The organism is Methylobacterium planeticum, from assembly GCF_008806345.1.
In the GTDB taxonomy this organism is placed as follows: Bacteria; Pseudomonadota; Alphaproteobacteria; order Rhizobiales; family Beijerinckiaceae; genus Methylobacterium; species Methylobacterium planeticum.
In genome coordinates this window covers 20,636-40,750 of sequence record NZ_VZZJ01000023.1, presented here as the reverse complement: position 1 = coordinate 40,750, position 20,115 = coordinate 20,636, and the positions used below count along the sequence as shown (strand labels likewise).

At 72.4% G+C, this 20,115-nt stretch carries 17 protein-coding genes; 2 read left to right on the top strand and 15 right to left on the bottom strand.

The annotated features are described in order from the left end of the window. Positions 1 to 47: 47 nt before the first annotated feature. From F6X51_RS21200 to F6X51_RS21155, 10 genes are all read right to left on the bottom strand, one after another. Entirely contained in the window at positions 48 to 776 is a 729-nt protein-coding gene (locus F6X51_RS21200; RefSeq protein ID WP_191970199.1) for an amino acid ABC transporter ATP-binding protein, read from the bottom strand. A gap of 154 nt (positions 777 to 930) precedes the next feature. Continuing rightward, entirely contained in the window at positions 931 to 1,623 is a 693-nt protein-coding gene (locus tag F6X51_RS21195; protein WP_150965666.1) for an amino acid ABC transporter permease, read from the bottom strand. Next, complete coding sequence (locus F6X51_RS21190) at positions 1,623 to 2,345, bottom strand: amino acid ABC transporter permease (RefSeq protein WP_150965665.1); 723 nt, start codon at positions 2,343 to 2,345, stop codon at positions 1,623 to 1,625. Before F6X51_RS21190 ends, F6X51_RS21195 begins: the two co-directional genes overlap by 1 nt. Positions 2,346 to 2,348: 3 nt before the next feature. Continuing rightward, positions 2,349 to 3,281 (bottom strand): amino acid ABC transporter substrate-binding protein, encoded by a 933-nt coding sequence (locus tag F6X51_RS21185; RefSeq protein WP_150965664.1) that lies wholly within the window; start codon positions 3,279 to 3,281, stop codon positions 2,349 to 2,351. Positions 3,282 to 3,622: 341 nt separating this feature from the next. Then, positions 3,623 to 5,239, bottom strand: a complete 1,617-nt coding sequence (locus F6X51_RS21180) for a porin (protein WP_150965663.1) — start codon at positions 5,237 to 5,239, stop codon at positions 3,623 to 3,625. Positions 5,240 to 5,595: 356 nt separating this feature from the next. Then, entirely contained in the window at positions 5,596 to 6,498 is a 903-nt protein-coding gene (locus F6X51_RS21175) for an amino acid ABC transporter substrate-binding protein (protein WP_150965662.1), read from the bottom strand. Positions 6,499 to 6,538: 40 nt separating this feature from the next. Next, positions 6,539 to 7,819, bottom strand: a complete 1,281-nt coding sequence (locus tag F6X51_RS21170) for a dicarboxylate/amino acid:cation symporter (protein WP_150965661.1) — start codon at positions 7,817 to 7,819, stop codon at positions 6,539 to 6,541. A 271-nt stretch (positions 7,820 to 8,090) separates the two neighbouring features. Continuing rightward, positions 8,091 to 8,924, bottom strand: coding sequence for an extracellular solute-binding protein (locus F6X51_RS21165; RefSeq protein WP_150965660.1), 834 nt, complete (start codon positions 8,922 to 8,924; stop codon positions 8,091 to 8,093). Further along, entirely contained in the window at positions 8,897 to 9,676 is a 780-nt protein-coding gene (locus F6X51_RS21160; RefSeq protein WP_150965659.1) for an ATP-binding cassette domain-containing protein, read from the bottom strand. Before F6X51_RS21160 ends, F6X51_RS21165 begins: the two co-directional genes overlap by 28 nt. After that, positions 9,673 to 10,368 (bottom strand): ABC transporter permease, encoded by a 696-nt coding sequence (locus F6X51_RS21155; RefSeq protein WP_150965658.1) that lies wholly within the window; start codon positions 10,366 to 10,368, stop codon positions 9,673 to 9,675. The genes F6X51_RS21160 and F6X51_RS21155 overlap by 4 nt, the downstream gene beginning before the upstream one ends. 103 nt (positions 10,369 to 10,471) lie before the next feature. Between F6X51_RS21155 and F6X51_RS21150 the strand changes: the two genes are divergently transcribed. Beyond that, positions 10,472 to 11,461, top strand: a complete 990-nt coding sequence (locus tag F6X51_RS21150; RefSeq protein ID WP_150965657.1) for a substrate-binding domain-containing protein — start codon at positions 10,472 to 10,474, stop codon at positions 11,459 to 11,461. 37 nt (positions 11,462 to 11,498) lie between these two features. Here the strand turns inward: F6X51_RS21150 and F6X51_RS21145 are convergent, their stop codons facing one another. The 4 genes from F6X51_RS21145 to F6X51_RS21130 are packed head-to-tail and all read right to left on the bottom strand — an operon-like array spanning position 11,499 to position 16,486. Beyond that, on the bottom strand, positions 11,499 to 12,752 hold the full coding sequence (locus F6X51_RS21145; RefSeq protein ID WP_150965656.1) for a molybdopterin molybdotransferase MoeA: 1,254 nt from the start codon (positions 12,750 to 12,752) through the stop codon (positions 11,499 to 11,501). After that, complete coding sequence (mobB, locus tag F6X51_RS21140) at positions 12,736 to 13,275, bottom strand: molybdopterin-guanine dinucleotide biosynthesis protein B (protein WP_150965704.1); 540 nt, start codon at positions 13,273 to 13,275, stop codon at positions 12,736 to 12,738. The genes F6X51_RS21145 and mobB overlap by 17 nt, the downstream gene beginning before the upstream one ends. Positions 13,276 to 13,299: 24 nt before the next feature. Then, entirely contained in the window at positions 13,300 to 15,288 is a 1,989-nt protein-coding gene (locus F6X51_RS21135; protein WP_246696931.1) for a molybdopterin biosynthesis protein, read from the bottom strand. Between the two features lie 37 nt (positions 15,289 to 15,325). Further along, complete coding sequence (locus tag F6X51_RS21130) at positions 15,326 to 16,486, bottom strand: molybdopterin-binding protein (RefSeq protein ID WP_150965655.1); 1,161 nt, start codon at positions 16,484 to 16,486, stop codon at positions 15,326 to 15,328. A 216-nt stretch (positions 16,487 to 16,702) separates the two neighbouring features. Between F6X51_RS21130 and F6X51_RS21125 the strand changes: the two genes are divergently transcribed. After that, positions 16,703 to 18,010: a c-type cytochrome gene (locus F6X51_RS21125; RefSeq protein ID WP_150965654.1), complete on the top strand. Its 1,308-nt coding sequence runs from the start codon at positions 16,703 to 16,705 to the stop codon at positions 18,008 to 18,010. Between the two features lie 52 nt (positions 18,011 to 18,062). Here the strand turns inward: F6X51_RS21125 and F6X51_RS21120 are convergent, their stop codons facing one another. Continuing rightward, positions 18,063 to 20,063, bottom strand: a complete 2,001-nt coding sequence (locus F6X51_RS21120; protein WP_150965702.1) for a 4Fe-4S binding protein — start codon at positions 20,061 to 20,063, stop codon at positions 18,063 to 18,065. Between the last annotated feature and the right edge of the window lie 52 nt (positions 20,064 to 20,115).

Below are 20,115 nucleotides of genomic sequence, written 5' to 3'. Positions count from 1 at the left end.
GGGCGCGCCACGCGGGCGCCGCAGGAGATCGCGGCGCCTCCCGGCCCTCAGTGCTGGAGGATCTTGGAGAGGAATTGCTGCGCCCGCTCGGAGCGCGGCTTGCCGAAGAAGTCGTCCTTCGTGGCGTCCTCGACGATCTCGCCGCGGTCCATGAAGATCACCCGGTCGGCGACCTTGCGGGCGAAGCCCATCTCGTGGGTCACGACCATCATGGTCATGCCGTCGCGCGCGAGTTCCACCATCACGTCCAGCACCTCGCCGACCATCTCGGGGTCGAGGGCCGAGGTCGGCTCGTCGAACAGCATCACGATCGGGTCCATGGCGAGCGCCCGGGCGATGGCGACGCGCTGCTGCTGGCCGCCCGAGAGCTGGCCCGGATACTTGCTGGCATGGGCCGAGAGGCCGACGCGGGCGAGCAGGTCGAGGCCGCGCTTCTTCGCCTCCTCGGCCGGGCGCCTGAGCACCTTGCGCTGGGCCAGCGTCAGGTTCTCGGTGATCGAGAGATGGGGGAACAGCTCGAAATGCTGGAACACCATGCCGACCCGCGAGCGGAGCTTCGGCAGGTTGGTGGCCTTGTCCATCACCTTGGTGCCGTCGACGGTGATCTGGCCCTTCTGGAAGGGTTCGAGCGCGTTCACGCACTTGATCAGGGTCGACTTGCCCGAGCCCGAGGGGCCGCAGACCACCACGACCTCGCCCTTGACGATGGCGGTGCTGCAATTCGTCAGCACCTGGAAGTCGCCGTACCACTTGTTGACGTTGTCGATGGCGATCATCGGCACGCCGGGGGCGCCCCCTGCCTGCGGCGCGATCAGGCGTCCGGACTGGAGCCCGGAATCGGCGGGCGCGCGGGCGCCCGGGGCGACGGGCTCGGCGACGGTCGGGCCGGGCATCGGCGATGAGGTCATGGCGCGGTCCTCGCGGGGTGCGTCAGCGGATGATGGCGACGCGGCGCTGCAAGCGCCGCACCAGGAAGGAGGCCGTGAAGCACACGGCAAAGTAGACCACGGCCGCGAACAGGTACATCTCGACGAGGCGCCCGTCGCGCTGGGCCACCTTGGAGGCGGCGCCGAGGAAGTCGGTCAGCGACAGCACGTAGACGAGGGAGGTGTCCTGGAAGAGCACGATCGTCTGCGTCAGCAGCAGCGGCAGCATGTTGCGGAAGGCCTGGGGCAGGATGACGTTCGCCATGGTCTGCCAGTAGGTCATGCCGAGCGCGTTGGCGGCACCGGTCTGACCCTTCGAGATCGACTGGATGCCCGCGCGCATGATCTCCGAGAAGTAGGCCGCCTCGAACAGCGTGAAGGTGATCAGCGCCGACGAGAAGGCCCCGACCTGGATCGGGTTCGGCGCGCGCGTCACCCAGGCGCCGATATAGGGGACCAGGAAGTAGAACCAGAAGATCACCAGCACGAGGGGCAGCGAGCGCATCAGCTCGACATAGACCTTCGCGATGTGTTTGAGGCCCGGCACCCCCGAGAGCCGCATCATGGCGAGCAGCGTGCCGAGGACGACGCCCATGCCGGCGGCGAGCGCCGTCAGCGTCACGGTGAAGACCATGCCCTGGCCGAACAGGTAGGGCAGGGAGGAGCCGATGACGCTGAAGTCGAAATTGGAGAACATCAGCGCGTTCCCGGCACCGCGACGCTCCGCTCCAGGAAGGAGGCGGCCGTGATCACGACGAGGTTGATGAGGACGTAGAGGATCGTCGCGGCCGTGAAGGCCTCGAAGACCTGGAACGAGAATTCCTGCATCGAGCGGGCCCGGGCGGTGAGCTCCAGGAGCCCGATCGTCAGCGCCACCGACGTGTTCTTGAGGTTGTTCAAGAATTCGGAGGTCAGCGGCGGCAGGATGATCCGGTAGGCGTTGGGCAGCAGGACGTAGCGGTAGGTCTGCGCCACCGTCAGGCCCATCGCGGTGCCGGCCATCCGCTGCCCCCGCGGCAGGGACTGGATCCCCGCGCGCACCTGTTCGGCGACGCGCGAGGCGGTGAAGAAGCCGAGGCACACCACCGCCGTGTAGAAGGGCGCGTTGGGCAACTGCTTCAACCAGGTGCCGGCGTTGCCCGGAAGCACCTCCGGCAGCACGAAGTACCACAGGAACATCTGCACCAGCAGCGGCACGTTGCGGAACAGCTCGACATAGGCCGTTCCGATCCGCTGCGCGCCCGCCGAGGGCAGGGTGCGCAGCACGCCGACGAGGGAGCCGAGCACGAAGGCGATGATCCACGAGGAGAGCGCGGTCGCGATCGTCCAGCTCAGGCCCGAGAGGAGCATGTCGGCGTAGGTGCCGGCACCCTCGGGCGAGGGCTCAAGGAAGATGCTCCAGTTCCAGTTGTAGTTCATGGATCAGTAGGCAGCCGGGTCTGCGCTGTCGCTCGGCGTGGAGAATTGCTTCTGCATCGCCTCGCTCATGGGCAGCTTCAGGTTGATGCCGCGCGGCGGGATCGGCTGCGTGAACCACTTCTCATAGAGGGCCTTGCCCTCGGGGCTCTTGTAGAGCTTGGCCGTCGAGGCATCGACCACCGCCTTGAAGGGCGCGTCGTCCTTGCGCAGCATGATGCCGTAGGGCTCGGGTTTCGAGAGCGGCTCGGTGGAGATCGTGTAGCCGTCCGGGGTCTTCGAGCCGGCCATCAGCGAGGCGAGCAGAACGTCGTCCATCACGAAGGCGTCGGCGCGGCCGGTCTCGACCATCAGGAAGGCCTCGGCGTGGTCCTTCGCCGGCAGGATGGTCATCCCCATCTTGCGCTCGGTGTTGGCCTCGTTGATCTGGCGGATATTGGTGGTGCCCGAGGTCGACACCACGGTGCGGCCCTTCAGGTCGTCGATCTTGTCGAGTTTCTTGTCCTTCTTCGCCACGTAGCGGGTGGCAGTGAGGAAGTGGGTGTTGGTGAAGGCGGCCTGCTTCTGGCGGTCGGCGTTGTTGGTGGTCGAGCCGCATTCGAGGTCGATGGTGCCGTTGGCGATCAGCGGGATGCGCGTCGCGGAGGTCACCGGATTGAGCTTCACCTCGAGTTTGTCGAGCTTCAGGTGGGCCTTCACGTCGTCGGCGATCTTGCGGCAGATCTCGTAGGCGTAGCCCACCGGCTTCTGGTCGCCGTCGAGATAGGAGAAGGGCACCGACGAATCGCGGTACCCGATGGTGATCGCGCCCGAATCCTTGATCTTCTTCAGGGTCCCGGTGAGCTCCTCCGCACCCGCGGAGCCGCCCGCCGCGAGGGCCGAGAGGCCGAGGACGAGGGCCGCGATGGCGCCGCGGGATCGGTGGTGTGTCGGATGCATCAACAGCCTCATGTGAACGACGGTTCGCCGCGCAGCGCGCGGCATCGCTGCACGACGGTCAAGCGTAGCAGCGCGACCGGCCGGTGCAACTCCGATGCCGGAATAGAGCATTGTTGCGCCGCCTGCGCACAGGAAAAACACGCAGTCGCGTGAAGACTCGGCGGGATTTGTCAGAAAAAACTTCTAGGCCGCGCCGCGGGACGAGAAGGGCTCTCCGAACGTGCGGGGTCGCGCGGCAGTTCGTCCGGCCGGGCCGGGCCGTGTCGAAGCGGAGCGCACCCGCGCAAACGAAAGCCGGGCGCCCGATCCGATCGGGCGCCCGGCTTCGCGGAGTCGCGGTCTTAGAAGTCGCGCTGGACGCGGGCGCGGATCTGGTAGGTGTCCTGGTGGTTCACCGTCACGACCGGGCTGCCGGCGATCGGGACGCCGGCCGCGTTGACGGTCGTCTTGGTGACGTCGTAGGTGCGGCCCTGGCTCAGAGCGGTGCGGATGTAGATGCCTTCCGCGCCGATATCGAGGTCCTTCACGGGCGACCAGATCAGGCTGGCGCCGGCGACGATCTGGTTGTTGTCACGCAGGATCGGGCTGAGCGCGAAGGCGGTCGGGTTGATCGCGAAGGATTGCAGGCCGCTCGCCGTACCGCCGGGGTTCGCCAAGCTCACGGCCGCGCGGGCCGACTTGCTGAACGAGACCTCGCCGTAGCTGCCGAAGAGGGCCGAGCGCCACTCGGGCGACCAGTAGTGCAGGTACGAACCGACGATCGTGAAGCTCGTCGAGAGCTCGATCTTGCCGGTGATCGGGTTGACCACCGCGTCGTTCAGGTACTGGACGAAGGGCGAGTTCTGAACGGGCGTCGAGCTCTGGATGTAGGTCGCGGTGTAGCCCTGGAAGCCCGTATAGGCCATCGCGCCTTCGCCGTAGGCGCCCTGCAGGTAGAGGGCGTCGCCCGGGGCGATGAAGGGCGCGTTGACCTTCAGGCCGCCCTGAATCGCCCAGCCATACTCGTTGGAGGCACGAGCGACGGGCGCGAAGGCAGCCGGCGCGCCGCCGTTCAGGCCGAAAATGGCGCCGGTCGGCTGGCCGACACCGACCTCGTGGACGGCGGCCGAGAGCTGGGCCGAACCCCAGGCCTGGTCGAGGCGCAGCGCGCCGACGAAGTCGGGCGTGCGGTTCTTCTGCGTGACGTCGTAGTAGACGCCCGAGGTCGGGATGCCGGCGGCGTTCAGCGCGTTGGCGACCGGCGAGAGCGACGCGGAGGCCGTGAAGATGTTGAACGACGAGTTCGGGGTGCCCGCAACCGACGTGGCCGCGAAGATCGGCTGGAAGCGGAAGGTCGGGTCTTCGAGCGAGATCGTGGCCGACCAGCCCTCGCCGAACTTCGCCGTGTAGGCGAGCAGGTTCGTGGAGGCGACGTCGGAGCCGAGCGTCAGCGCCATGATTTCGAAATCGTGCGCGTAGAAGTCGAAGAACGAGGAGGCGCGACCGGCGGTCAGCCCGGCAAACTGCACGAAGGCCTTGTCGACGTTCACGTATTGCTGGGCGCGGCCGAACGTGTCGGGGCCGAGCGCCGGGAAGGCGTTGGCGATGCGCTGCTGCGTGCCCGAGGTCACGAAGTTGCCGGTGCGGCTCTGGACGTCGAGGCGCGTGAAGGCGCGCAGCGTGCCGTAGGCGGTCTGCGTCCGGGCGTCGATGTTCAGGCGCATGGCGCCGCGGTAGTTCGAGAGGTCGCTGCCGCGGGTGTAGTTCGAACCGACGACGCCGGCCTCGAAGCGGGCGCGGCCCGAGATGCGCAGGCAGGTGTCGGTGCCGGGAATGTAAAAGAAGCCGGCGCCGTAAGCGGAGCAGACCCGAACGAACTCGATCGGCACCGCCTTCTTGACGGGCAGATCGGCTGCGTAAGCAGCACATGTGTAGAAGGCGGCGGTGGTGGCAAGCAACGCCGAGATGTGACGAGACATGGTAACTTCTCCGAACCCGAGGAAGACGATGGCAGAGGGTCGGTGTCTCTGGCAACCGATCTCACGGCCACGGTTCACTTTCGGAGGTCGTCTTCACGGCGGCGTGACAAAAAAGTCTCTCCGGCAGGATGGCGCCGCAGGGGATGGAACTTCGGGATGATTGTGCCGAATCCCGCGTGCGCGCCCACCGGACGGGCGGAGTTCCGCTCGTGATCCCCGTCTCTTAGGCCGATTGCCCGCGTCCCGGCCGGCGCGGGCGGACAGGCCCGGCGGCGGTCGGGCGCCGACCCAGCCTGAGCGGTTCGTGTCCTCGGGGCGGGACCGGGGCGGGGCGCCCCCGTCCCGGCCGGCGCCGCCTAATCCTGCAGGCCGATGACCTGGAAGTTGGTGCGCAGCTCGTCGGACATCGGGACGTTCAGGCGCTCACCGTTCGGCAGGCGCTTGAGGAACCACTTCTCGTAGAGCCAGCGCAGCTCGCGCGATTCGGCGATGCGCCCGAAGGTGCCGGCCACCACCGTCGCGAAGTCCGGGTCGTCCTTGCGGAACATCAGCCCGTAGGGCTCGAAGGACAGCTTGTCGGGCAGGATGGTGAAGCCGGCGCCGTCGGGGCCGGCGCCCGCCAGCAGGCCGTACAGGAGCACGTCGTCGAGGCCGAGGGCGTCGGCGCGCCCGTCCTTCACCATGGCGAACGAATCGGCGTGGTCGCGGCCGGTCACCAGGGTGGCGGGGATCTTGAGCTGGGCGAAGAGGTTGCGCAGGGCGCCCTCGTTGGTGGTGCCCGCCGTCACCGCGACCTTGCGGTCGGCGAGGTCGCGGTAGGACTTCACCGGCGAATCGCGCCGCACCAGGAGCTTGGTCGCGCTGAAATAGGTGACGGGGGAGAACGCCACCTGCCGCCGCCGCTCCGAGTTCGCGGTGGTGGAGCCGCATTCGAGGTCGATCTTGCCCGAGACCAGGGCCGGGATGCGATTCTCGGAGGTCACGGGCTCGTAGCGCACCGCGAGGTTCGGCAGCCCGACCTCCCTGGCGACGTCGTCCACCACGTCGAGGCAGAGGTCGAGGGCGTAGCCGACCGGGCGCCCCGTCCCGTCGAGGAACGAGAAGGGCAGGGAGCTCTCGCGGTAGCCGAGCGTGATCGTGCCGCTCTCGCGCACCTTCCTGAGGGTTCCGGTCAGCACCTCGACGGCGGGACTCGGCGTGGTGAGGCCGAGGGCGGCGAGCGCCCCGAGGCAGAGGGCGGTGAAGCCACGGGCGAACATGGGGGCGACCTCCGGATCGGGCCTCGTCTGGCGGCCGGGCCTACTCGGCGGGCTCCGGCAGCGGGTTGACGTCGCGGTCGAGGCGCTGGTCGGTGCTGGCGAGCTGCCCCTCCCACTTGGCCACCGCCACGGTGGCGACGCTGTTGCCGAGAACGTTGGTGGCGGAGCGGCCCATGTCGAGGAACTGGTCGATGCCGATGATCAGCAGCAGGCCGGCCTCCGGGATATGGAAGGTGGCGAGCGTCGCCGAGATCACCACCAGCGAGGCGCGCGGCACCCCCGCCATGCCCTTCGAGGTCACCATCAGGAGGAGCAGCATGGTCAGCTGCTGCCCGAGGGAGAGGGGGATGTTGTAGGCCTGCGCGATGAACATCACCGCGAAGGTGCAGTACATCATCGAGCCGTCGAGGTTGAACGAGTAGCCCATCGGCAGCACGAACGAGGTGATGCGGTTGGGCACGCCGAAGCGCTCGAGATTGGCCAGGGTCTTGGGGTAGGCCGCCTCGCTCGAGGCGGTCGAGAAGGCGAGGACGAAGGGCTCCTTGATCAGGTCGAGGAGCCGGCGGATGCCGCCGCTGCCGACGAGGAAGAAGCCGGCCAGCACCAGGAGGCACCAGAGCATCGCCAGGCTGAAGTAGAATTCCAGCATGAACTTGGCGTAGGTGACGATGACGCCGATGCCCTGCGTGGTGATGGTCGCGGCGATCGCGGCGAAGACCGCCACGGGGGCGAAGTTCATCACGTAGCCGGTGATCTTAAGCATCACGTCGGCGAGGCTCTCGATGCCGACGGCCAGGGGCTTGCCCTTCTCGCCGATCGCCGCGAGCGCGACCCCGAAGAAGACCGAGAACACGACGATCTGCAGGATCTCGTTGTTGGCCATCGCCTCCACGGGGCTCTTGGGCACCAGGTGGATGACGAATTCCTTGAGCGACAGGGAGGCGGCCTTGAGGTTCGTCGTGGCGCCCGCATCCGGCAGCGGCAGGTTCAGGTTGTCGCCCGGGCGCAGGAGGTTGACCATCACGAGGCCGAGGAGCAGCGAGCAGAGCGAGGCGGCGACGAACCAGAGCAGGGCCTTGCCGCCGACCCGGCCGACCGAGGCGGTGTCGCCGAGATGCGCGATGCCGACCACGAGCGTCGAGAACACCAGCGGCGCGATGATCATCTTGATCAGGCGCAGGAAGACGTCGCTGATCAGCGCAATGTATCCGGCGATCTCCTTGGCGGTCTGCGGATCCGGCCAGGTGATGCTGCAGAGATATCCAACGCCGATGCCGAGAAGCATCCCAATGAAGATGTAGGTGGTCAGCCTTGATCGCATCGAGATCTCCCACTGGCACAGTCGAGACGCGCGCTGATTGCAGGTGCCTCGGATCACGCTTGCAGGAGACAGGCCAGAGCGCGTCGTCCTGCGAAAATAATCCGGAATCCGAGGCTTTCGAGATCTGAGGCGTGGAGATCTACCTGCGAGACGTGTCGAGCGGCCGATGCGGAGAGGCTAGCCGGTTCGCACGCGACCGCAAGGGCCCGTGTCAACGATGGCTGACAATATCCGCCCTCTTTTCAACTCGAAGCTGTGGCGGCCGGGCGTCTCAGGACTTGCCGGCCCCGGCATTCGGGAAGAACAGCTGCTCGCCCTCGATCCGGTAGCCCGCGATGTCGCGCTGGCCCTCGGGGGAGATCAGCCAGTCGATGAAGGCCTGCCCCTCCTTCGCCTTCACCTGCGGGTGCTTCCCGGGGTTCACCAGCATCACGCCGTACTGGTTGAACAGGCGCTTGTCGCCCTGGACCAGCACGGCGAGGTCGCCGCGGTTCCTGAAGGAGAGCCAGGTGCCGCGGTCGCTCAGCAGGTAGGCGTTGGTGGCGGACGCCGTGTTGAGCGCCGGTCCCATGCCCTGGCCGACATCCTTGTACCAGTCGCCCCTGATGGCGGCGAGGTCGAGGCCCGCATCCTTCCAGTAGCGCAATTCCGCCGCGTGCGTGCCGGAGCGGTCGCCCCGCGAGACGAAGGGCGCCCTGGCGTCGGCGATCCTGCGCAGGGCCTGGGTGACTTCGCCGCCCGCCGCCCCGGCCGGGTCGGCCTTCGGCCCGACGACGACGAAGTCGTTGTACATCACCTCGTGGCGCTTCACCCCCGCGCCCTCGGCCAGGAACGTCTCCTCCGCCGCCTTGTCGTGGACGAAGACCACGTCGGCATCGCCCCGGCGCCCGACATCGAGGGCCTGGCCGGTGCCGAGCGCCACGACCTTCACGGCGATGCCGGTCTTCTCGGTGAACTTCGGCAGCAGATACTTGAACAGGCCCGATTGCTCGGTCGAGGTGGTCGACGCCACCGTGATGGCGGCGGGCTCGGCGCGGGCGGCCACCGGCCCGAGGATCGCGGCGGAGAGCGCGAGGCTCAGGAGGCTGCGGCGTAGGCGGTCCATGGGAGTTCTCCCTTGAGATAGGCGCGGGCTTGCGCGGTTTTCGGCTGGAAGACGACCTGGGCCATGGGGCCGTGCTCGACGGCGCGGCCCCGCGCCAGCACGACCACGTCGTCGGCGAGCCGCGCGACCTGACCGAGATTGTGGGAGACGAGGATCACCTTGGTGCCGCCCCGGGCGATCTCGGCCACCACTGCCTCGATGCGTTCGGTGGCGGCGGGGTCGAGGCTGGCGGTGGGCTCGTCGAGGAGGAGGAGCTGTGGCTCGCCGACGAGGGCCCGGGCCAGGGCGAGGCGCTGTTGCTCGCCCCCGGAGAAGCGGGTCGCCGGGTCGTCCGCCCGGTCGAGGAGGCCGACGCGGGCGAGGGCGGCCCGCGTCCTGGCCGCCCGCTCGCGCCGTTCGAGGCCGAGGGGCGCGAGGGCGAGCGCGACGTTGCGGGCCGCGCTCGCCCGCAGGAGCGCCGGGCGCTGGAACAGGAAGGCGCGGCGCACCGGGGCGCCCTCGCCGATGCGGACCGTGCCCGCATCCGGACGCAGGAGCCCGTCGATCAGCCGCAGGGTCACGCTCTTGCCCGCCCCGTTGGGGCCGATCAGCGCCGTGATGCCGGGGGCCGCGATGGTGGCGTCGAGGCCGTCGATGATGGTCTTCGGGCCGGCCCGGTAGACCAGGCCGTCGAGGCGCAGGGGCAGGGACGGGTTCGGGGGCAGGGAGGGGTTCGGGGGCAGGGAGGGGTTCGGAGGAATGGCGGCGCTCATCCGTAGGCCCGCACCGCGTAGGCCCTCAGGATGGTGGCGGCGGCGTTCACCAGGAGCACGAGGCCGATCAGCACGAGTCCGAGGGCGAGCGCCAGGGCGAGGTCGCCCTTTTGGGTCTCCAGCGAGATCGCGGTCGTCATCGTGCGGGTGAAGCCGTCGATGTTGCCGCCGACCACCAGCACGGCGCCGATCTCCGAGATGGCGCGGCCGAAGGCGGCCAGGATCGCGGTGACGAGGGAGAAGCGCACGTCGAAGACGAGGAGGCCGGCCCGGCGCCAGGGCGGCAGGCGCAGCGAGCGGAGCTGGTCGCCGAGATGGGCCTCGGCATCGGCCACGATCTGCCGGGTCAGGGCGGCGATCAGGGGCGTCACCAGCACGCTCTGGGCCGCCACCATGGCGGCGGGGGTGAAGAGAAGGCCCAGGGGCCCGAGGGGGCCGGAGCGGGACAGGAGCAGGTAGATCACGAGGCCGACGATCACCGGCGGCAGGCCCATGCTGGCATTGAGCAGGCCGACGAGCGCCTGCCGCCCGGGGAAGCGCACCACCGCCACCAGGGCCCCGAGCGGGATGCCCGCGAGCGCGCCGACGAGCACCGCGGTCAGGCTGACGCGCAGCGACAGCCAGGCGATGGCCACGACCTCCCGGTCGAGGCTCGCCAGCCGCGCGACGCTCTCCGCCAGGGTCTCGACCATGCGTGCTCGAACTCGGCCTTCGCTCCGGGCCCGGGCGCGGCTGCGCCGGACCGTTGCTCATGATATCGCGGGCATCGGCATTTCAATAGGAAAGCCCTTGCCTATGAAGCTTTCCCTCACCCTCGCCGGCCGGCTGCGTCGGTCTGAGCGCGACATCGCCCTCGAACCGGCCCTCGCGCTCCTCGACGCCGTGGCGCGGGAGCGCTCGGTCCAGGCGGCGGCGCGCGGCCTCGGCGTCTCCTACCGCTCCGCCTGGGGCCGGATCGCGGCCCTGGAGGCGACCCTCGGGCGCCCGGTGGCGATCAAGACGAAGGGGCACGGCTCGGCCCTGACGCCGTTCGGCGAGGATTTGCGCGCGGCGCTCGCCGAGGCTTTCGGAGCCTGCGCGCCGGTGCTGGCCGCAAGCGAGGCGCGGCTCGCGGCGCGCCTCGCCGCGCTGCTGACCCCCGAGGCCGCCCGCCTGCGCGTCGCCGTCAGCCACGACACCCTGCTCTCGGCGGCGCTGGCCGGGCGGCCCGAATTCGACGTGACGATCGCGGGCAGCGCCGAGGCGCTGTCGCGCCTCGCCGCGGGCTCGGTCGACGCCGCGGGCTTCCATTTCGGGGCGCACCGGCCCGAGCCGGGCTCGCCCTTCGCCGCCGTGTTCGAAGATCCCGGGCTCGCCGTGCGGCCGCTGTTCCTGCGCGAGCAGGGGCTGCTGGGCGCGGCCGGCAACCCGCTCGGGCTCGCCGGCATCGCCGACATCGTCCGCACGGGCGCGCGCTTCGTCAACCGCCAGCGGGGGGCGGGCACCCGCCTCTGGTTCGAGCGCCTCTGCGCCGAGGCCGGGATCCGCCCCGAGGCGATCCGGGGCGCGGAGACCGAGGAATTCACGCACCAGGCCGTCGCGGCGACCATCGCCTCGGGGGCCGCCGATGTCGGCATGGGGACCCGCGCGGTGGCCGCCCGCTTCGGCCTCGCCTTCCTGCCGGTGGGCCGGGAGACCTACTACCTCGCCGCGCGCCTCGGCGCGGACGCGCGGGCGCTGGCGCTCCTCGTCGCGCGGGTCGGGGCGGAACTGCCCGGGACGCCCGGCTACGCGCCGGTCGCGTGAGGGCGGGGCGCCGTCGCGTGCGTCCGTCCGACCCGCCTCACCAGAGCAGGGCGTGCGGGTAGAACGCGACGGTGTCGCCCGCGCTGACGCCGCGGGCATCGTCGGCGAGTTCGAGCAGGCCGTCGCTCTCGGTGAGGGAGGTGATCACCCCAGCCCCGTCGCGGGGGTGCTTGACGGCCTCGAGCGCGCCGTCCGCGCCGCGGCGGAGGCTGACGCGCACGTATTCGCGCCGGCCGGTCTTCTTCCTGTAGGGGAAGGCCGCCCGCACGGGCTGGGGCAGGGGCGGGGCGTAGGTGGCGCCGCCGAGGCGGGCCAGGATCGGCCGCACCACGAAGAGCAGCGTCACGTAGACGGCGACGGGGTTGCCCGGCAGCCCGATGAAGGGCGTGCCTCCGATCACCCCCATGGCGACGGGCCGGCCCGGCTTGATCGCGAGGCGCCAGAACACCAGGGTCCCGGCCGCCTCGACCGCGGCCTTGACGTGGTCCTCCTCGCCCGTCGAGACGCCCCCCGAGGTCAGGATCAGATCGTGGCTGCGGGCGGCCTCGGGCAGGCGCGCGCCGAGCGCCGCCGGATCGTCGCGCAGGATGCCGAGGTCGCTGACCTCGGCGCCGAGGCGGCGCAGCAGGGCCCCGATGAGGATCCGGTTCGAATCGTGGATCGCGCCCGGCCCCAAGGGGGCGCCGGGCTCGGCGAGTTCGTTGCCGGTGGAGAAGAGGGCGACGCGCAGGCGCCGGCGCACCGGCAGGGCGTCGAGGCCGACGGCGGCGGCGAGCGCGAGGTCCTGCGGGGTCAGGCGCCGGCCCGCCGGGATCGCGACGCCGCCGCGCGCCAGGTCCTCGCCCGCCGGCCGGCAATTGGCGCCGCGCTTCAGGCCCGGCGGCAGGCCGACCCGGTCGCCTTCGAGGCGCACGTCCTCCTGCATGAACACCGTGTCGGCATCCCCCGGCATCGGCGCGCCGGTGAAGATGCGCACGGCCGCGCCCGCCGCCCCGACCCCCTCGGCCGAGGCCCCGGCCGCGAGGCGCCCGCGCAGGGGCAGCACCGTCTCGCCGGCCTGCGCGAGGTCGGCGAAGCGCACGGCGTAGCCGTCCACCGCCGAGTTCATGAAGGGCGGCAGGTCGATCGCGGCGCGCAGGTCGGCTGCGGCGATGCGCCCGTCGGCCTCGGCCAGGGGCACGGTCTCGGTCCCCGAGAGGGTCGGCAGGCGCTCGCCGATGCGCGCGACCGCCTCCTCGACGCTCATCAGGGGGCCGCCGAAGGCGAAGCAATCGTCAGTCAGCTGCGCCATGCCGGTCCAGCCTTTCCAGAACCTCGGTGATCGGCTCGGCCCGGTCGAGCACGAGATCGGCGATCGCCCCGACATCGTCGAGGTCCACCACCGGGACGCCCGCGTCGGGGAAGCCCGTGTCGCTCGCCACCGCGACGATGCGGTCGTCCCCGCCATGTAGCGGCGGCCGGCCGTTGCCGGCGCGGAACACCTCGAGCTTCGGGTGGGGCTGGCGCTTGAAGCCCTCGACCAGCACCACGTCGCAGGGGCTGAGGCGGCGCAGGAGGTCCGCGAGGCTCGCCTCCGGCCTGTCGCCGAGCTCGTGGATCTGGGCCCAGCGCCGGGAGGAGGCGATAATCACCTCGCCGGCGCCCGCCTCCCGGTGGACGAAGGAATCCTTGCCCGGCCGGTCGATCTCGAACTCGTGGTGGGCGTGCTTCAGGGTCGCGACCCGGAGGCCGCGCCGGGTCAGCGCCGGGATGAGCCTGGCGAGGAGGGTGGTCTTGCCCGCCCCGCTCCAGCCCGCGAGGCCGATGACCCGCATGGGCCGCTCCGCGTCCCGCTCCATTCAGGCCTCCCCGTCGCGGCTGAAGCCGAGCGCGGCGAGGTCCCGGCCGGTCTCGGGCTCGTCGAGGAGCGCCAGGAAGGCGGCGAGCGCCGGGCCGTCGCGCCGGTCCTCCCGGTAGGCGAGGTCGTAATGCTCGCGCGTCACGGGCAGGAAGCCGAGGCCGTAGGCGCGGGCCACGCTCTCGATCGCCACGCCCCAGTCGGCCCGGCCCTGCGCCACCGCCGCCGCGACCGCGTTGTGCGAGCGCGGCTGGTTCCAGTAGCCCGCCGGACGGGCCCCCGCGAGCAGGCCCTCGACGAGGAGGCGGGTGCCCGAGCCGGTGTTGCGGTTGACCATGACGGAATCCGGGTCGGCGAGTGCGGCCCGCACCGCGGCCTGCGCGGAGACGCCGGCGAAGCGCGGGTCGCCGGGGCGATGGACGATTCCCTGCATCCGGCGCCAGCCCGGCGCGAGGCGCAAGCCGGGGCTGAGGAAGGGCTCGTTGTAGGTGCCGCTCGCCGGGTCGAGGAGGTGCATGGCCGCGAGGTCGCACTCGCCCCGCTTCAGGGCCGCGAGCCCGCCCGACGAGCCGACCCAGATGGTGCGGGCCCGCAGGCCGCGCTCGGCGAGGCGCCCGACCAGCCGGTCGAGCCCGAGGCAGTGGCTGCCCACGATGGTCAGGTCGGGGGGCCTCACCCCCGCGCCGAGGCGGGTCAGGGTGACGCGCTCGCCCGCCTCGAGCCCGGCGCGGTTCGCCGGCACCGCGAAGAAGCCGTCCGCCTGCGAGAAGGCCGTGACCGAGCCCGAGCCCTTCGGCAGGGGCAGGGCCACGAGCCCGTCCGGCCCCGGCGCTAGGGAGGCCATCACGAATTCGAGGCGGCCGAGCTCCGAGGCGAGGCGTTGCGGCACGGTCGCCGCAACCGTCGCCTCCTCGCGCGGGGGCAGGCCGGCGAGCGCCCGGATCAGCGGCACCACGAATTCGTGGAAGGTGAACATCGCCGAGGTCGGGAAGCCCGGCAGCACCACGATCGCCTTGCCCTCCGCTGCCGCGAGGCAGAGGGGCTTGCCGGGCTTGAGCGCGACGCCGTGGACGAGGATGCCGGGCTCGCCGAGGCGCGACAGGATCCGGTGCGAGACGTCGCCGGCGCCCTTCGAGGTGCCCCCGGACAGGACCACGAGGTCGCAGGCCCCGAGGCTTTCGCGGATCGCCGCCTCGAGGGCCGCCTCGTCGTCCGGCACGATGCCGAGGGGCACCGGGGCGCCGCCGTTCTCGGTGACGGAGGCGGCGACGATCGCCCCGTTCGAATCGTAGATGGCGGCGGGCCGCAGGGGCTCGCCCGGCGCCACCAGCTCGTCGCCGGTCGACAGCACGGCGACCCGGGGCCGGCGCACCACCGGCACGCGCGCGAGGCCGCAGGCGGCCAGCATGCCGATCTCCCGGGCGGTGACCAGGCTCGCGCGCCGCAGCACCGTCTCGCCGAGCGCCATGTCGGCGCCGGCGCTGCCGACGAACTGGCCGGGCGCCGCTCCCCGCACCAGCTCGATCGTCGGCGGCTCCTCGGAGACGAGTTCCGTCCGCTCCACCATCACGACGGCGTCGGCCCCGCGCGGGATGACGCCGCCCGTGGCGATCGGGGTCGCGGTGCCGGGGCCGACCGCGAGGGACGGCGGCGTGCCGCAGGCCAGGATCTCGGCATTCAAGGTCAGGCGCACGGGACTTCCCTCGCCGGCGCCCTCGGTGTCGGCGGCGCGGATCGCGAAGCCGTCGACGAGGGAACGGTCGAAGGGCGGCACGTCGATCGGCGAGGCGATGTCCTCGGCGAGCACACGGCCGAGGGCCTCGGAAAGCGCGACCGATTCCGCCGGAAGGCTCGCATGGGGCACCGCCGCGCGGAAGCGCGCCAGGGCGTCCTCGCGCGACAGCACGGTGAGGAATTGCTCCTGCCGGGCGACGCGGGCGAGGCGATCGCGGAAGGCGGGATCGGGCGGGATCGGGCGGGGGTCGCTCACGGGGCTGTCATCGTGGGGGGAACGGGGTCTCGCAGGGTCAGAGCGGCAGGATCGCGACCGGGGTCCCCTCGGAATAACCCTCCCGCTCCGGCGGCACTAGGATGGCCCCTCGTGCCAGCAGGAGCCGCCCGAGGGCAAGCTCGGCACCACCGAGGGGCAAGACGTCGGGGGTCAAGACGTCGGGGGTCGCGGCGTCGAGGGGCGCGCCTTCCTCGGTTCCCGCCACGAAGACGATCTCGCTGAGGCCGATCCCGGAGGTGACCTTGCGGCGCAGGGTGGCGCGGCGCGCGGGCTCGGGCCGGGCGCCGGCCAGCACCGCGAGGAGGGGGCGGGCCAGGGCGAGGAACGCCGCCAGCATCGCCTCCGGGCGGCCGGGCAGCAGGAGCACCGGCGTCGCCCCGATGCGGCCGAACCCGGCCGTCTCGCCGGGGCGCAGGGCGAGGCCGTGGCCGTCGAGGCGCCCGGCCGCCGCGAGGGCGTCGGCGGCGTGGTCGGCCCGGCCGAAGCCGGTTCCGCCGACGACCAGGATGGCGTCGGCCTCCGCGGCCGCCAGGGCATCGGCCCAGTCCGCGACCCCGCCCGCGGCGTCGGCGACCGAGGCGACGCGCCCGCCCGCCCGCCCGACGAGGGCCGCGAGCGCGGCGCCGCGCGCCTCCGGCCCGGCCCGGCGACCGGCGCCGGTGAGCACCAGGGCGACGCGCGGCACCCGGACCGCGACGGTATCGAGCCCCGCCTCCGCGAGGGCGAGGGCGCGCAGGGCCGTGACCCGCGCGCCCGCGCCGATCAGTTCCTGCCCGGCCGCGAGGTCGCCCCCCGCCGGGCGGGTGCCGTCGCCCGCGGGCGCGTCCGACACCGCCTCGGCCCCCGGGCCGGCCGCCGCGATCGCCTCGGCGGGCAGCACGGTGTCGTGGCCGGGGGGCAGGGCCTCCCCGGCCTCGATCCAGGCCGGGGCCCGGGGCAGGGGGACCGGCGCGTACGGGGAGGCGCCGGTGATCTCGGCCGCGACGGCGGCCCAGCCGTCGCGCAGGCTGCTCCGTCCGCGCGGGAGCGGGCCGGCCGCCGTCACGGTGGCGGCCGCGATCCGCCCGACCGCCTCGGCGAGGGGCAAGATGCAGGGCGTCACCGGCGCCAGCCCGTCGCGCAGGCGCGCCAGGGCCTCGTCGAGCGGCATCAGGGCCGCGGAACTCGCCCTCGCCATCGCGCCCTCCCGTGTTCGAGGGCCCGGGATTGGGCCATCTCGGGCCGGCGATCAAGGGCCGCCCTCGATACCGGGGTTGCGCCGGACCGGGCCATCCCGCCCCGCGCGGCGGCCGTCCCTCGCATCGACCTTTGGCCGATCCCGCGCCGATCCGCCGGGCGACAGGGCGCAGCGGCCTCGCTATGGTCCCGCGACGCGACCCCGTTTCGAGACGACATGCCGCCGATCCGCCTCCGCCCGCGCGCGGGCTCGTTCCTGTCCTGCCTCGTCCTCCTGTCCTGCCTGGCGGTTCCGGCCGGGGCCGAGATGCGCGGCCATGGCGGCCCGGTCCGGGCGCTCGCCGTGACGGCGGACGGGACCCGGGCGATCTCGGGCAGCTTCGACCAATCCGCGATCCTGTGGTCGGTTGAGGCCGGCACGGCGGACCAGGTGCTCCGCTTCCACGAGGGCGCGGTCAACGCCGTCGCGATCCTGCCCGGGGGGCGCTTCGCCACCGGCGGCGAGGACGGCCGCATCGCGGTCTGGCAGCCCGGCGCGGCGGCGCCGATCCGGGTCTTCGCCGAGCATGCCGGGCCCGTCGTCGGCCTCGCGGTCTCCCCGGACGGCCTCGCGCTCGCCTCCGCCTCCTGGGACGGCACGGCCCGCCTTCGCCCCCTCGCGGGCGGCGAGGTGGTGGCCTTCGAGGGCCACAAGGGCAACGTCAACGCGGTGGCGTTCCTGTCCGACGGGCGCCTCGTCAGCGCCGGCTACGACGCCACCCTGCGGATCTGGGCGCGGCCGGGGGAGGGCGATCCCCCGCGCATCGTCACCCTGCCGAGCCCCCTCAACACGGTCGCGGTCGCGCCGGACGGCGAGATCGTGGCCGCCGGGGCGGACGCGACCCTGCGCATCCTCCGGCCCGACACCACCCTGCGGGCGGAGCTGGAGCTCGCCCCGAATCCAATCATCGCGGTCGCCCTCTCGCCGGACGGCGCCCGCATCGCCGCCGCGACCATCGGGGGGGCCGTGGCCATCGTCGAGCGCGCCTCCGCCAGGCCTGTGTTCAACCTCGTGGGCCCGGGGCTGCCGGTCTGGTCGCTCGCCTTCCGGTCGGAGGCCGAACTCGTCACCGGGGGCGGCGACCGGCTGATCCGGCGCTGGGACATGCGCAACGGCGCGCCGATCGGCAGCCTCGCGATGGCGCGCCCGCACGACGAATTGGCGCGCTTTGCCGGCGAGCCCGGTGCCGAGGTGTTCCGGGCCTGCGCCGCCTGCCACAGCCTGACGCCGGAGGGCGGCAACCGGGCCGGCCCGACGCTGAGCGGCGTCTTCGGCCGGCGCATCGCCACCGCGGAGGGCTACCGCTTCTCCGAGGCCCTGAAGAAGCTCGACATCGTCTGGAACGCCGACACCATCGCCCGGCTCTTCGAGGTCGGGCCGTCCCGCTACACCCCGGGCACCAAGATGCCGGAGCAGACGGTGAACAGCGCGGCCGACCGGGCGGCGCTGGTGCGCTTCCTCGAGAAGGCGACCCGCACGCCCTGACGGCGCGGGCGGCGCGCCCTCGGAGGCCGCCGGGCCTGCGAAGGCACGGCCCTCAGGCCGTCTCGCTCGCCTTCCCGGCCCGCTCGCGCAGGTAATCCTCGCTGGTGCGGGGCTTGGGGCGCTCCGGCATGGCGTGGGGGTCGAAGCCCTCGTTGTAGGCGGCCTCGACCCGGCAATCCTCGCACATCATCAGGGCGCGGATGCGCGATTCGCCGGCCGCGCCCGCGAACATCCAGTGGTTGCCCCGGAGCTTCTCGATCACCCGCTCGATCGTGCTGCGGGTGCCGAAGGCCTTGCCGCAGGTGATGCAGTCGAAGGGCGCCTCCTCCTTGACGATGCGGCGCGGCTCGGCCCAGGCGGCGAAATCGACCTGCGGCTTCAGGCTGATGACGTCTTCCGGGCAGGTCGCCGCGCAGAGGCCGCACTGGACGCAGAGCGATTCCTCGAAGGCGAGGAGCGGCCGGTCGGCGCTGTCCGAGAGGGCGTGGGTCGGGCAGGCGCCGACGCAGGCGAGGCAGAGGGTGCAGGCCTCGGTGCGGAAATCGAGGCCGCCGAAGGGCGCGCCGGCCGCGAGCGGCACCACCGGGACCGGGGCGGGGGCCGCCACGTGCATCTCGCGGACGCTGACCCGCAGGACGCTGCGCTTGTCGCCGACCGGGCTGAACCCGGCCGGGACGCGGGCGGGGGTGCCGCGCCGCGCGGCGCGCAGGGCCTCGCCCAGGAGATCCGGGTCGTCGGTCTCGATCACCCCGACGATCGGGCCGGCCTCGGGGGCGCCGTAGCCGAGCGCCCGCGCCAGGGTGTCGGCCAGGGCCGCGGTGCGGTGCAGGCTCGCGAGGTCGTGCTTCGGCCGGGCCCGGGCGAGCACCTGGGCGCCGGCCGCCCCGTAGGCGAGCAGCGCCGCGAAGGCCTCGGGGCCGACCTGCGTCACCTCGTTGACCCGGACCGGCAGCACGTGGGCCGGCAGCCCCTCGCCGAAGCGGCCGAGGGCGTGGAGCAGGGGCTCGCCGTGGTCGCCGTCGTGGAACAGCACGATCCCGTCGCGCCCGCCGGCCTGCGCGTAGGCGAGCATCAGCGCGCGCAGGCGCCGCATCAGCGCGTCGGCGGGGGGGAGGGCGTAGGCGGCGGCGCCGGTCGGGCAGATTGCGGCGCAGCCGCCGCAGCCGGCGCAGACATAGGGATCGATCGCCACGTGGTCGCCGGCGGACGTGATCGCCCCGGTCGGGCAGACCTCGAGGCAGCGGGTGCAGCCGGTGATGCGCGAGCGCGAATGGGCGCAGAGCTCCGCGTGGACATCGACGAAGCGCGCCTTGTCGAAGGTCCCGACGAGGTGGGAGGCCGCGAACAGCATCCGCTCGACGGAGGCCGGGTCGCGCGGGTCGGCGCGCAGGTAGCCGCTGCGGGTCTCGTGCGCCGGGAACAGGGGCGTGCCGCCGGTCAGGTCGATCACGAGGTCGCAGGTCGAGGTCGCGCCGTCGCGGGGCGCGCCGAAGCGCAGGCTCTCGCGGGAGGAGGGGCTCGGCAGGGCGTAATCGTCGATGCGCAGCTCGAAGGCGCCGAGATGGCCCTTGGCCGCCGTGACGGTGCCCCGCAGGACCGGGAACTCGGCGCTGACCGGCGGGGCGACCTCGCCCGGGCGGCTCAGCAGCACCGTGATGTCGAGATGCTCGGCGAGCCGGCGCCCCGCCTCGATCGCGGCCTCGTCGCGGCCGTAAACCAGCGCGACGCCGGCGCACTCCATCGAGACGAAGCGGTGCTCCGGCGCCGGCTCGGCGGCGGCGGCGAGCAGCGCCGCCATCTTCGGGCCGGCCATCGCGCCCTCCCGCGACCAGCCCGCCATCTCGCGGATGTTGGCGTAGCGCACCCGGCCGGCGGCGCCCGCCTCCGCGGCGATCTCCTCGAAGAGCGGCGCCTGCAGAGTGCAGGCGACCGTGAGGGGGACGCCCGTGGCCAGGCCGGCGCGGAACCGCTCGACCTCGCGCCCGCAGAGCTGGTCCGCGGTCTCAAGGCGCCCGCCGCAGCCCTTGCCGAGGCTGTCGCCGTCAAGCACCATCGTCGTCTCGCAGGAGCAGGCGAACACCAACCGGTCGGACACTGTGTCATCC